Origin of the sequence: Glaciimonas immobilis, from assembly GCF_011947285.1 — a bacterium.
GTDB lineage: Bacteria > Pseudomonadota > Gammaproteobacteria > Burkholderiales > Burkholderiaceae_D > Glaciimonas > Glaciimonas immobilis.
This window is the reverse complement of the sequence record NZ_JAAOZT010000010.1, coordinates 52,312-65,452: the sequence shown is the minus strand read 5'-3', so window position 1 is coordinate 65,452 and position 13,141 is coordinate 52,312. Positions and strand designations below refer to the sequence as shown.

General features: G+C 51.4%; 9 protein-coding genes and 1 pseudogene. 4 read left to right on the top strand and 6 right to left on the bottom strand.

The genetic code is table 11. The features are described 5' to 3' along the window. The first annotated feature begins 15 nt into the window (after nt 1-15). From HAV38_RS16755 to pdeR, 4 genes are all read left to right on the top strand, one after another. A complete protein-coding gene (locus tag HAV38_RS16755; RefSeq protein WP_168056539.1) occupies nt 16-1,212 on the top strand; it encodes a glycerophosphodiester phosphodiesterase family protein in 1,197 nt (398 codons plus the stop codon). Nucleotides 1,213-1,451: 239 nt separating this feature from the next. Next, nucleotides 1,452-2,705, top strand: coding sequence for a 6-phosphofructokinase (locus HAV38_RS16750; RefSeq protein WP_168056538.1), 1,254 nt, complete (start codon nt 1,452-1,454; stop codon nt 2,703-2,705). 108 nt (nt 2,706-2,813) lie between these two features. Further along, a complete protein-coding gene (locus tag HAV38_RS16745) occupies nt 2,814-3,056 on the top strand; it encodes a hypothetical protein (RefSeq protein ID WP_168056537.1) in 243 nt (80 codons plus the stop codon). A gap of 182 nt (nt 3,057-3,238) precedes the next feature. Then, nucleotides 3,239-5,251, top strand: a complete 2,013-nt coding sequence (gene pdeR / locus HAV38_RS16740) for a cyclic di-GMP phosphodiesterase (RefSeq protein WP_184013402.1) — start codon at nt 3,239-3,241, stop codon at nt 5,249-5,251. A gap of 236 nt (nt 5,252-5,487) precedes the next feature. Here the strand turns inward: pdeR and HAV38_RS16735 are convergent. The 6 genes and pseudogenes from HAV38_RS16735 to HAV38_RS16710 all read right to left on the bottom strand — a co-directional run. Further along, nucleotides 5,488-6,348 (bottom strand): annotated as a pseudogene (locus HAV38_RS16735) (crotonase/enoyl-CoA hydratase family protein); the annotation flags it as partial. A 945-nt stretch (nt 6,349-7,293) separates the two neighbouring features. Then, complete coding sequence (locus tag HAV38_RS16730; protein ID WP_168056534.1) at nt 7,294-7,620, bottom strand: barstar family protein; 327 nt, start codon at nt 7,618-7,620, stop codon at nt 7,294-7,296. 240 nt (nt 7,621-7,860) lie between these two features. After that, nucleotides 7,861-9,522 (bottom strand): gamma-glutamyltransferase, encoded by a 1,662-nt coding sequence (gene ggt, locus HAV38_RS16725; protein WP_375791669.1) that lies wholly within the window; start codon nt 9,520-9,522, stop codon nt 7,861-7,863. Nucleotides 9,523-9,871: 349 nt separating this feature from the next. Beyond that, the gene (locus HAV38_RS16720; protein ID WP_245182406.1) at nt 9,872-10,876 is read right to left on the bottom strand and encodes a polysaccharide deacetylase family protein; all 1,005 of its coding nucleotides are present in this window, start codon (nt 10,874-10,876) and stop codon (nt 9,872-9,874) included. A 132-nt stretch (nt 10,877-11,008) separates the two neighbouring features. Then, nucleotides 11,009-12,367, bottom strand: coding sequence for a DEAD/DEAH box helicase (locus HAV38_RS16715; RefSeq protein WP_168056532.1), 1,359 nt, complete (start codon nt 12,365-12,367; stop codon nt 11,009-11,011). 239 nt (nt 12,368-12,606) lie between these two features. Next, nucleotides 12,607-13,035, bottom strand: coding sequence for a VOC family protein (locus HAV38_RS16710; protein WP_168056531.1), 429 nt, complete (start codon nt 13,033-13,035; stop codon nt 12,607-12,609). Nucleotides 13,036-13,141 lie beyond the last annotated feature (106 nt).

Here is a 13,141-nt window from a genome sequence, read left to right as displayed (position 1 = left end):
ACCCCAAAAGGACCTATGAAACGACCACTGACCGTTACCGCTTCACTCATCGCCGCTACCATATTAATCGCCGGATGCGCCAGCAATAACGATCACGCGCAAGTGGGAGGCGGCAATATCAAGACGCTAGATGGCACGCCACCCCTGATCGTTGGACATCGCGGCTTGCCGGGGCTTTATCCCGAGGAAGTTATCGCTGGGTATCGGGCAGCCATCGCCGCCGGTACCGATGCGCTGGAACTTGATCTGCAATCTTCCAGCGATGGCGTATTGTTCGCCTGCCACAACGTCTTTTTGAGCGATACCACGGACGTTGCCAGTCATCCGGAGTTTGCCTCGCGTAAAAAATCGCGCATGGTGGATGGGGTTAAAACCGGCCCGGAATGGTATTTTAGTGATTTCACCGCCGCCGAACTGAAAACGCTACGCGTGCGCCAGCCAATCGCCACGCGTAGCAAGCAATACGACGGACTGTATCCATTGGCAACGTTTCAGGAAGTCATTGACCTGACCAAAGAGACTATTGCAGCCAATCCACAGCGCAGAATGTTTATTTATCCGGAAACCAAGAACCCGATTTACCAACGTCAACTCGGCGTTCCGCTAGAAGAGAAGTTGTTAGCCATGCTGAAGGCCGAGGGTTGGAACACGCCTGATTCGCCGGTTTTTGTGCAATCGTTTGAACCGGAGAGTCTGAAGTTAATGCGCAAGATGGGCCTGAAAACCAAAGTCGTGCAATTGATCGACGGCGACGGTACCAATTTTAAAACTGGTGCAATGACTTACGGATCGCCGGATACTGCCAAGCCTTATTCATGGCTGCAAGCTAACGATCCACGCACTTTTGCCGCAATGGTCACGCCAGCAGGCTTGGCGGAAATCAAGACCTATGCAGATGGCATCGGGCCGTGGAAACTGTACATTCTGCCACCACAAGGCGTGGACGCGGCGGGTAATGCGGTTAAATCACTGGATCAGGCGGCCAATATGGCACCGACAACACTGGTCGCCGATGCCCATAAAGCAGGCTTATTTGTGCATCCCTTCACTTTCCGGGATGAAGCAGTCCGGCTGACGACGACCTATAAGGGCGATCCTAAGGCGGAATATAAAGCCTATTTTGATCTGGGTACGGATGGCGTTTTCACTGACTTTTCAACCACTGGTCGGGTCGCGTTGACGGAATGGATGACCGCAAATAAAGCGAAGTAAAGCGCTGACCTTTGCATCATTTCCACATCACCTCCGGCGTGGTTCCGATAAGTGAAGCACGCCGGAGGTGATCCCGAGGTGGTTCAACGTGACGCCGAGAAAACCATGCCGAGGCCGCGCATCGCGTAGAAATGATTGCAAGATTTGCCACATGTGGCAATACTATGCGTCTGTCGACCTGTCGGGAGTGATCTGTTTCGACGGTGTCGCCACCATCGACCACTCGGAGAATAGAACTCATGGCTAAAAAGAACGCTTTTTACGCACAATCGGGCGGCGTCACTGCCGTGATCAATGCGTCCGCCTGCGGCCTGATCGAGACCGCGCGCAAGCATAAAGACATCATCGGTAAAGTCTACGCGGGTCGTAACGGGATTATTGGCGCACTCACCGAAGATTTGATCGATACCGGCAAAGAATCCGACGCCGACATCGCGGCACTGCGATATACGCCTTCCGGTGCTTTTGGATCATGCCGCTACAAACTAAAAAGTCTGGAAGCCAATAAGCGCGAATACGAGCGCCTGATCGCTATTTTCAAGGCGCACAATATTGGTTATTTTTTCTATAACGGGGGCGGCGATTCGGCTGATACCTGCTTCAAGATATCGCAATTGTCCGAGTCGTTAAGCTATCCGCTACAAGCCATCCACGTGCCAAAGACCATCGATAACGATTTGCCGATTACCGACTGCTGTCCGGGCTTTGGCTCGGTCGCCAAGTACGTGGCGGTGTCGACGCTAGAAGCATCCTTTGATGTGAAGTCGATGGCAAAAACCTCTACCAAAATATTCGTGCTTGAAGTAATGGGACGTCATGCCGGCTGGATCGCCGCGGCGGGCGGGTTGTTGGTTGATCATGATATCCCCGTCGTTATTTTATTTCCCGAAGTCGTATTCGATCAAAAGAAATTTCTGGCAAAAGTCGATGCCAACGTCATGAAGTTCGGCTATTGCACCGTCGTCGTCTCGGAAGGCTGTCATTATCCGGATGGCAAATTTTTGGCCGAGCAAGGCACCACGGATGCGTTCGGTCATGCGCAGTTGGGCGGCGCAGCGCCAGTCGTTGCGAATATCATTAAGGAGGCGCTCGGCTATAAATTCCACTGGGCGGTATCGGATTACCTGCAACGCTCAGCCCGCCACATCGCCTCTAAAACCGATGTAAAGCAAGCTTATCAATTAGGTCGGGCCGCAGTAGAACTGGCGCTCAAAGGCAGCAATGCTGTGATGCCGACCATTCAGCGCTTGTCAGATGTGCCTTACAAATACCGGATTGGTGTCGCCGATCTGAAGGACGTGGCAAATGTGGAGAAGTTTATGCCGAAAGACTTCATCAGCCGTGATGGGTTTGGAATTACGGAAAAGTGTAGACGCTATCTGTTACCGTTAATTCAGGGCGAAGACTATCCAAAGTATGTAGACGGTTTGCCGCAGTATGTGACGTTGAAGAATATTGCAGTACCGAAGAAACTGGCTGCTTTTAAAGTGTAATCGGTGGGAGGAGTGAAGGAAAGCCTGTAAAAGATTATGGCACCCTACATTCTTGATACCTTCTCTCATGGGGCACCCTAGTAAAACACCTCGCTATGGTTTCTTAACTTGATCAGTGCACCCACCAACTTATTATTGGCCCCGCTATGTACCAATGTGGGAGAACCCGGGGTCAAGTTTAGCTACGACGGACGCGATCAGCTACGCTCGCTCACCGATTTACGCCAACTGGTCACGCACTACACCGTCGCTGGGTTTGGCATTAAACAGGCCGTTTCCAGTCCCCAAAGCGGCCAGAGAACCAAGCTTCAATCGGATTTCCCCCTATCGCCCGGCCTTTTTACTGCTTAAAACAACATATCGGTCCATGCATCACAAAATCTCCCTTATTATGTGCATATAGGTAACGTTGCTAATGTTCAAGGAATGGTTAATGTATTAAAAGAATCATTATTGGCGCAATGTTATAGAACAAATTAATCTAATGGATGACGCCTTCAGAAGCGTGACACAAGAGAGTAGCGATGCTTAATATTGAAGAAGACATTGATAACCCCCAGCTTTTTACGCACTTCGGTACAAACAGTCCATATTGGAAGATAACCACCGATAGCGATGCGCTGAATTTGTCAGGCGAGAACAACACCGCCACGGCTGCTATCGAACTATCACCCGCGCAAGCGCGGGAGGTACGCTCGATGACTGGCGTTACCTCGACTATTGCGCTTTCCGTTGCGATTTTTGGCAATCCTATCCGGCTCCATTTGGTTGGCCGAAAAATCGATACCTGGATGTGGGGCGGAACCGCTGCGCATTACGGCGACACGGACGCGGTTGCAAAGGATCTGGAGAGCAGCCTGACTTTTGCTGAACAAGTCGTCTCTGAGGTAAATTCGCTCGTTATCATTATTGATAGCGCAGGAAAAATCAAACGATTCAATCGGTTGTGCGAAGAGGTTACGGGCGTCCTGGAGTCGGATGTTGTGGGAAAAAACGCATTGGATCTCTTTGTCAATGAGACACAGCGAGAGGAGACGCGCTCTAGCGTTAGTGATTTCTTCCGGCAAGCAAAAACGTATGAAACGATGCGTCCTATTAATACCAATAAGGGTGTCCGCATAATTAAGTGGCGCAATACCATTATCGAATCCGGGAGCGGCGTACCAGAAAAATACCTCGTTTGCTCCGGCACCGATGTAACGGAAGAATTACGTGCGCAGGAGCAATTGGTCGAAATGGCCACTACCGACGCCTTAACCGGTCTGCCGAACCGCAATGCCATCGAGGAAAAAATTACCGCTGCGGTTACCGCGCCGAATCCCAACGCCTTCGGACTGCTATTTCTCGACCTGGACAACTTTAAAAAGGTAAACGACCACTACGGCCATCTCACCGGCGACACGCTGATCAAGGAGGTCTCGGTTGCCCTGCGCACCTGTCTGACCGAAAACGACGTCATTGCGCGGCTAGGAGGTGATGAGTTTCTCATTATGGTGGCAACGGGGTCCCAAGAAAAGGTCGAAGCCACGGCGCACCGCATTCTTGAGCGCATGAAGCAACCTTTCCAGCTCACGCGTGCCGAAGTCTACTCCGGATGCTCGATGGGAATTGCCATGTTCCCCGAGCACGGCGCGAACCTCGAAGAGTTGATCCGCAGCGCCGATACCGCGATGTATGTCGCAAAGGACGAGGGCAAACGCACGTTCTGCGTGTTCTCGCCGAAGATGAACGAAAAAATCAGCGAATATGTTTGGCTCGACACGAACATGCGTAACGCGCTGGCGGAAAACCAATTCGAACTATATTATCAACCAAAAGTGTCTTTGTTGACTGGCGAAATAGATAGTGTCGAAGCGCTGATTCGCTGGAATCATCCAAAGCGCGGCTTAATAATGCCGGGAGCATTTATTCCGTATGCCGAAGAATCCGGGTTGATTGTGCCGCTCGGACGTTGGGTCATGGAAACGGCTGCCAAACAGGCTGGGGCCTGGAAAAAACAAGGGCTTAACTTGCGTATAGCGATTAATATATCGGCCCGGCAATTACGCATTCCGACCATCATTGAAGACTTTACGCGCGCCATTCTGTCCAACGATCTGTCGCCATCAATGGTCGACATCGAATTAACTGAAAGCTGTTTGGCAGAAGACGAAAGATTGGCGCACCGCCTCATTCGCATGTTCCGCGAACTGGGGGCAGAAGTGCATCTGGATGACTTCGGTACGGGGTACTCATCATTATCACAATTGGCCCGTTTACCGCTGGACGTACTGAAACTCGATGGAAGTTTCATTAAATCGATTCATACTGATGCCAAGGCGCAGGCGCTCGTCCGTTCTATGGTCGCAGTCGGTAACGCGCTGAATCTTAAAATCGTTGCCGAGTGTATCGAGACCCCTGAGCAAGCAGATTTTTTACGGAATATCGGGATCGATTATGCCCAGGGTTTTCTGTTCGCAAAGCCCATGAAGCTGTCGGACTTGATGGCCTGGATGCCAGCGTCCTCGAACAAGGTGGTGCGCATAGTCACAAAGCGGGCAAGCTAGCGAAAAGGCGATAGTTAGTCCGTTCCTCAGCATGCACGATTATGGTCCTGACCGTTGAAGACTCAATATCTCAGCCCATCTGCCCCGGAAGTCAGCGACTTCCGGGGCTTTTCTTTAATTTTTGGGTGCGTTGCAAGGCCCAAAGCCTATGCAGGTGTAGGCGGTACGACCGAAAATAGGGGAGTTATCGATGCAACAGACGTACTTACCAGCGGTACCGACACGTCCTTAGTCGCAACAACCGAAGACTTAACACTGCGTTTATTCTGTAGCAGCACCAATCGTTCCATGTACGCGAGGTCTTTTTCTTGTAGCTGGAACGCCGACTCGGCCCAGTCTTCCGTAATATCCAGCAATTCGGTCTTAGTAATAGGCAACACCCGCCGGCGTGTACGCAGCATTGCACGGATGCCGTTAAGTTTTGGCCGGATACCGTCAATAAAAGTGCGGGTCGCCTTATAGGCGTCGCCCTCATCGAATAATCGGTCGACCAGACCTTTTTCATGATGCCATACCGCACTGTGTGCTTCGCCTGTACTGATTAGCTGCTCTGCAAGACGCATATGTGCTTTGCGCGCCACCAGGGAGTAGGCACCCATGCCCGGATACAGGTTAAAGGCGATCTCTGGAAATCCCAACTTCGCCTCCTTTTGTGCTAACACGTATTCGTGGGCCAGTGCAGCTTCAAAGCCACCGCCCAGCGCCGTTCCTTCTACCATTGCAATCGTGATAGCACCGACGCCAAAGCCGTTCATTGCTTCATACACCGCGTCCACGCAAGCGCGGGCATATGCCATCAGCGGCGCACGCTCACCGGAGCGAATATGATGCGCAAAATAGGACAAATCCCCACCGACGTTGTAGAGGCCAGGGACCGTAGAGCCAGTGACCCAGAAATCAATAGGCAAATGGAAAGCGCGTGCCGCGCGAGTCAGGTTAGAGATGTCTTTAAGAAGCTCAGGGTTGAAACAGGGGCGCGGATGGGCATGCAACATCATCCACATCACATTGCGCTCAGCTTCGTACCAGGCAGACATTTGGGAAAGCGTACCAGCTTCGATAAAACGTCGGGTTTTAAGGTGATTTAGTAATGGCATTCAGAAACTAATCCAATAAAGGAGAGGCGAGTCGCACGGTAGCGGCCAATAAAGAGATACTTGAACAGCCTGAAAAATTAAGCCTCTACAACCCTCCACGGCTCAAAATCAGGTTGAACGCGGACGGTCTCCATGTAAAGCTGATGCTCGAGGATGCCCTTGCGCTCGCTGGTATCGTTGAGATCGCTAACGGGGGCAATTGACAGACGATATTTCCCGAAAAATGACAAAGTTCGCGAACGTTACAAGAATTTCTTGTTGTAAATGCGCAAAAAAGACACGGCGTCAGGCATATAGCTCATTGTTGCTCCATTGCGCAATACGAATGCGACAACGAATACAACACCGATAACCAATGCAACGCACATATTTTATTTTCCTCGAGGCAAAGTGGGGACGGGTAAATATTTTTCAGGGTTCATCGCAGGATACTGATATTCCAAAGAATGGATCGATATCTAGAGGCATGCGGATTTTAGTGGTGATTTTCATGTTTAAAATCTTCAATAATGTTGTGCATGGTCGCGACCACGATGACCAAATTTTTATTTTACAACATTTCTAAATAGAAATTGCATCAACAAAATATTATAAAGTTAGAAAGCACATCATCAACACGCAAACTAGCGAATGCTATGCGGACAGCAGCGGTTTCGGTAATTTATAGATGCCGAGACAATAACGCTTTTCCTTGGATTGACGATCCGTTCGTGCAAAAAAGCTTTTCAGGCATGGAGAATTACGCTGCCAAAAAGAAACACACGTGTTGTGATCGCTTCTTGCAGAGGATTGATACAGCGCGGCCGTGGCGGCACTGGGGAAGAAATTGAACCAAATTCCGAAGGGTCGATGGCCTAGGCGTTATTGGCACAATTGGCACAGTTGGCACCGCGGCTATCTATTCCAGCAGCGATTATGCATCCCATCCGATTAACGGCGGCAAACTCAACACAATCGTAAAATCAACGCCAACTTCTCACCGTAATCGTCATAGCGCTCGTTAATAGCGCTGACACAAAAACGCAATTCCTCCAGAATTTCAGGGGCTTTTTTTTGCAATAGTTCGGTGTCGTGGAGTTCGATAATCAGCGTTTCATTTGGCTTCAGCCGGAATTTACTCATTCCGTCTTCATCGCGCAAATAGCTTAGGCAATCGATCCAGGCGCTCATGTTGCGACCATAAAAGTCGGGGAAGCCAAAAACTTTCTGGGATTCGGTATGAAAGGCATCCCAATCGGTAAGGAGGCTGCCTTCTAAACGGACTGTGGGCATGATGACTTTCTCGGTAAATTGAAGGCGGCTGGTTGGGTGTGTATTATTCAATTTTACCCAAGTAATGGTCGGCCTGCCGTGCGTAATTAAGGCTATGCGGCGATTCAGGGATCAACCGGACGATTGCATCAGCCTGACCCGGAACACGTCAATGTCAAAATCCAAAAAAAGGAAGCGCGAACGCTTCCTTTTTATTTTTTAGGTCAATGATTCGGCCATTTGACCGAAATCACCAGAATCTTAATAACCCATGGCTGCACCAGCAGGCCGACGACCATCGTTTGCACCGTAGTAGAACCCCGGCAATACTTTACCTGAGACTCCGGCGTCGTTACCAGAGCTGGCTGCGGAAACCCCCGCTGCACCCGGCAAGCCAATCATAATGACTTCGGCAGCGCCCCAAGGAGTTTGTTCGGTCATTTTGTAACCCATTCCACGCAGGATTTTCAAACTATCTGCCGATATGCCACGGGTTTCATAAAAGACCTCATCCGGTAGCCACTGGTGATGAAAACGCGGCGCATCCACTGCTTCTTGCGGACTCATGCCGAAATCGATCACATTCAGCGCTGTTTCCAGGGTGATAGTGATAATCCGGGAGCCGCCTGGCGAACCAAGGACCATGAAGGTCTTACCATCTTTGGTAATCAAGGTTGGTGACATCGATGACAACGGACGTTTGCCCGGCGCAATCGAATTAGTCGCGCCTTGCACCAGACCGTATAAATTCTTTACGCCAATTTTGACGGTGAAGTCATCCATCTCATCGTTCAGGAAAAATCCCGTGCCCGGCGCAATCACGACCGCGCCAAAACGACCATTGATGGTGTAGGTGGTGGACACGGCATTACCATCTTTGTCCACAATAGAGTAATGCGTGGTTTCAGGCTTTTCATGCGGTGCCATGCCGGGTTGCACTTCTGCGGATGGGGTTGCTTTGTCGGCGCTGATTTTTTCACGAATTGCTGCAGCGTAAGGCTTGCTTAATAAACGATCAAGCGGATTTTTTACAAATTCCGGATCGCCCAGAAATGTATTGCGGTCCATGTAAGCATGACGCATGGCTTCTGTCATGACATGGATGGCAGCGGCGGAGTTAAAGCCCATCGACTTCAAGTCATATCCTTCCAACGTATTCAAAATCTGGCACATGGTCGCGCCGCCTGAGCTTGGCGGTGGTGCAGACACAAATACATAACCACGGTAATCGCAACTTACAGGCGCAGTTTCTGTGATTTTGTAATCAGCAAAATCGGCTGCAGTGATGATCCCTTTGCCGCTCTTGGAGGCGCGTTCAACTGCTTCTGGAATAGCGCCTTTATAAAAGGCGTCAGGCCCGTGTCTGGAAATCGCCTCAAGCGTCCTGGCCAGATCTTTCTGTACCAGACGGTCGCCCGGTTGCAATGGCGAACCATCGCGGCGCAAGAAAATCCTGCTGGCTTCTGGATCTTTTTTGAAGTTTTTGATGGTTGTATCGAGAATATCGGTGTCGCCGCGGTTGAGTATGAATCCAGTCCGCGCCAGCTTAATGGCGGGTAGCATTACCTGAGCACGCGTCAGCTTGCCGTATTTGCGCTGCGCAGTGTCGAGTCCCAACACTGTGCCCGGTACGCCGACAGCCAGATAGCCGTACAAACTGGCGTCACCAATCACTTTGCCGTCTGCATCGAGGTACATGTTGGCGCTGGCCGCTGCTGGTGCTTTTTCACGGAAATTGATGAAGGTATCGCGTCCATCGGCCAAATGGATGGTCATAAATCCGCCACCACCGATATTACCGCAGCATGGATTAACCACCGCTTGAGCGTATCCGACTGCGACAGCTGCATCCACGGCGTTACCGCCCATTTTCAGGATGTCCACGCCTACTTGTGATGCCAAATGCTGGGAGGTCACAACCATGCCATTCTTTGCTTCAACCGCGGGTACGCCGACTGCGTAGCCATTACCAATTAAGGCTAGCGCAAGAACGGATGCGATTAGGGGCTTAAGCCAATCTTTGAGACGCATATAATTTCCCTTACAAATAACTATTATTAAACCGGCAATTGATTCGAGGCAGCAATGGTGCTGATAACGGATAATGCGGCTGGCGTGAAGTACCTTAATACGGACTGCAGAGGTTGCGTGGTCAAGATTTTCCGTTGCAGATTAACAGGTTGCCACAAGCTGACAACTTTGCCATTGTAGCGACGTGGGCTGCGATTGTGTACCGTGTTTGCGCCGTGTTGCGGTTGTTGCACAACGACCGTTATAACCACGCCCAAAAGAAATTCCAGAAACCGGGCAGGTGTGGGCTTTGCGAACCATCCCGAACACTTCGCGTCAACGCGGCGCGCTCCACCGCACCGCTGTTATCATAAAATGGTTTGGCGGCAGTCGGCAACTGAACGGCGCGAGCACAATCAAGCAAAATTTGCAGATATTCCGCCATGTGGTCGGCGGTGTAGCCATTGATATCATGAAAAGTCACCACGACAGGGATATTTCCGTCAACCGCTGGCAGCTCCCCGGCGGCGATTCTGGCGCGCACCTCGGTCAACATATGCAACATATTTGAGCGGCGGCGCAAGCTCGCTTTGAAGCCATAGATTTTGCCGTCATTTGCACTCAAATCCGTGAGCAAAATATGCATGCCATGTTGTTGGTAGGCCGCGAAGGTCTGTGCGTCATAGTTCCAGAACGGCGGTCGCACCAATTTTGGCGCGACGCCCTGAATCGCAACAATGTCGCTGATTCCATCGTTGAGCGATTGTTCGAATTTTTCGGGACTGAGAAAGCGATGGTTGGCATGCCGGGGCGTGGCGGTATGAAAGCCGAGCAGATGCCCTTCTTCTGCTTCCCGTCGTAATATGCTGTGGCCGAAATCTGTCTCGCCCGCGCCCGACGAACGCGTCTGCACAAAAAAGAGCGCTTTAATACCCGGCTGAACCGGGTTATTTGCCAGCGTATCGAGGATGGAGAGCGTCGAATTATCCGTCTTCGGTCGAGCGGGGCCGTCGTCAAAGGTCAGCAAAAATCGAATGGGCGGCTGCGACTGTAGTGCTGTTGCTGTTTGCGGTGACATCGGAACCGGTTGAATGGCGCAGCCGGTGACTACCAAGGCCATTAATCCAGTTATCAAGACGGCCATCATGCGCAAAAGGGCTTTTCGAAAACGGCCCCCTCTTCCAGTCATAACAGCAATCGCTGCAAGCGCGGGATGCGCGGGATTCACGGTGGCGATGGTGTTAGGTAAAGCGAACAGGGTGGACATACGCAGCAGACAAAAGTGATGCGCTTGCCTTTTTAAAGAGGCAGCGCTAATGAGAAATTTGGCTAGGAAACTTATTATAGGTTTAGCTGGCGTGTTCAGATTGCTAAAAACGTGCACTGACGCCATCCGGCATTATTCTATCGGGTCGGTCGTCGCCGCTTCCCGCAGTTTGTCTTTTTTGCTCTTGCGTTTGCCTTTAATCCCCCCGTTAACAGGGTTGTCGGGCGAGTTTTCCGATGTTGCATCCCTGGAATTCAGCGCATTGAGCGCCGCATTCCACGGATTACTTGCGGTCAGCGCAGACGGCGAGTCGGCCGCCAGCGTCTCTACCGGCTCAAAGCCCGCAATCTGTTCCCGTGGACAGCGCATATCATGACGCTTTTCTATCAGCCGAAAATGCGCTTCTGTATCGGCACTGACAAAACTAATCGCGATACCCGATTCGCCCGCGCGACCGGTGCGACCGATGCGATGCGTGTAGTCAACAGCAGAACGCGGCAAGTCATAATTCAAGACGACCGGCAATTGTGGAATATCAATACCGCGCGCGGCCACATCGGTGGCAACCAATACCTGCAGCTCACCGGCCTTGAATTCGGCCAATATGCGGGTGCGCGCACCTTGGCTGAACTCGCCATGAAACGCCGCGGCCTTCACGCCTGAACGGTGCAGTTTTTCGGTCACGTAATCGGCGGCATATTTAGTGGCGACGAAAGCCAGTACGCGGTCCCATTCATTTTGTTTCAACAGATGTACCAGTAGCTGCGTGCGACGTTTTGGATCGACCGCAATCGCACGTTGCGAAATGGCTGGTTGCGCCGTTTCGGTTGCGATGATTGCGATGCGTTTGGGATTGTTAAGAATCTTTTTGGACAATGCCTCAACCGCAGGCGGAAAGGTCGCGGAGAAAAAGATGTTCTGGCGATGCTTGGGCAGTAGCGCCAGAATTCGCCCGATTTCATCCGCAAAGCCGAGGTCCAGCAAGCGATCAGCCTCGTCCAGCACCAACATCGCCACCGCTGATATCTTCAACGCGTTGTGATCCAGCAAGTCCAGCAATCGCCCGGGCGTGGCGATCACGATATCAGCCCCGCCCCGTAATGCCATCATCTGCGGGTTAATTGATACGCCACCAAATAACGTCTTCATTTTAAGTGACTGACCGCTGTATTGCATCAAGGTCTGGATTGACTCGCCCACTTGCGCCGCGAGTTCTCGGGTCGGCACCAGAATCAATGCCCGCGTTGGACGCGTAGCACGTGTGTCGCGTCCGGGTGGTGCGTTTTCAGTCTGGATATCTTGCAATAGTTGCAAAATCGGCAAAGCGAACGCTGCGGTTTTGCCCGAGCCGGTTTGGGCAGAACCCACCACGTCGTGGCCTTGCAAAATGGCGGGGATCGCGGCTTCCTGAATGGCGGTCGGCGTGAGATAGCCTTTTTGACTAACGGCACGAATGAGGGAGGGCTGTAGACCCAATAAAGAAAATGGCATAAGGGGATTATTTTGATTGAATCAAATTCGATGTATTAGCGCTCGGAATAGCGATGGTGGGGTTGCTTGCGTTGACTGTGTTGATTAAACCACCGGATGCACGATTGTCGCCCTAAATGACCACTTTGACCACCGCCATCGTAGCGGATGTCCTGGGAAACATCACATCATCGGGGATGACTAAACCGTTTCCCATTTACCTGCGTCCCGTTCCCACGGGTGAGATAACTGCAATTACACTAAGCAGCATCGCCGCCGTCAGCTCTTTTCTCACAATTAATCATCCATGGCGTGCCGAACCGATCAATCAGAATACCAAACTGCTGCGCCCAGAAAGTCTCCGCAATTGGCAATTGTATGGTGCCATCCGTTGCTAATGCGGTGAACACGCGGCCCGCTTCTTCCGGATCATCAAACCCTAGCAGTACGTGAAAGCCTTTGGCTGCTTCGTAACGATCTGGCGGGGTATCCACACCCATCAATAGCTTGTCACCAACCATCAGACGACCGTGCGCGATTTTGTACTCCCACCCTGGTGCCATCTGGTCTGCCATCGGGGTCTCGCCGTAAGTCATCATTGCGACAACTTCGCCATCCAGACAAGATGCATAAAATGTAAATGCTTCCTCACACCGACCATTAAAACTGAGATAGGGATTTAATTGCATGGTGATCTCCTGAAAGTCCCATTCATGATTTGACCGTCACCTATTTTTAGCAGGCCCGGTACAGAATAGCTGCGGACACACTCTCCCTACAATGGTGGTAGCTATA

What these genes read in the sequence shown, in the direction of transcription:
- ggt (WP_375791669.1), bottom strand. Translation starts at nt 9,522, where the DNA reads ATGGTTGTGACCTCCCAGCATTTGGCATCACAAGTAGGCGTGGACATC.
- HAV38_RS16720 (WP_245182406.1), bottom strand. Translation starts at nt 10,876, where the DNA reads ATGTCCACCCTGTTCGCTTTACCTAACACCATCGCCACCGTGAATCCC.
- HAV38_RS16750 (WP_168056538.1), top strand. Translation starts at nt 1,452, where the DNA reads ATGGCTAAAAAGAACGCTTTTTACGCACAATCGGGCGGCGTCACTGCC.
- HAV38_RS16755 (WP_168056539.1), top strand. Translation starts at nt 16, where the DNA reads ATGAAACGACCACTGACCGTTACCGCTTCACTCATCGCCGCTACCATA.
- HAV38_RS16710 (WP_168056531.1), bottom strand. Translation starts at nt 13,035, where the DNA reads ATGCAATTAAATCCCTATCTCAGTTTTAATGGTCGGTGTGAGGAAGCA.
- HAV38_RS16715 (WP_168056532.1), bottom strand. Translation starts at nt 12,367, where the DNA reads ATGCCATTTTCTTTATTGGGTCTACAGCCCTCCCTCATTCGTGCCGTT.
- HAV38_RS16730 (WP_168056534.1), bottom strand. Translation starts at nt 7,620, where the DNA reads ATGCCCACAGTCCGTTTAGAAGGCAGCCTCCTTACCGATTGGGATGCC.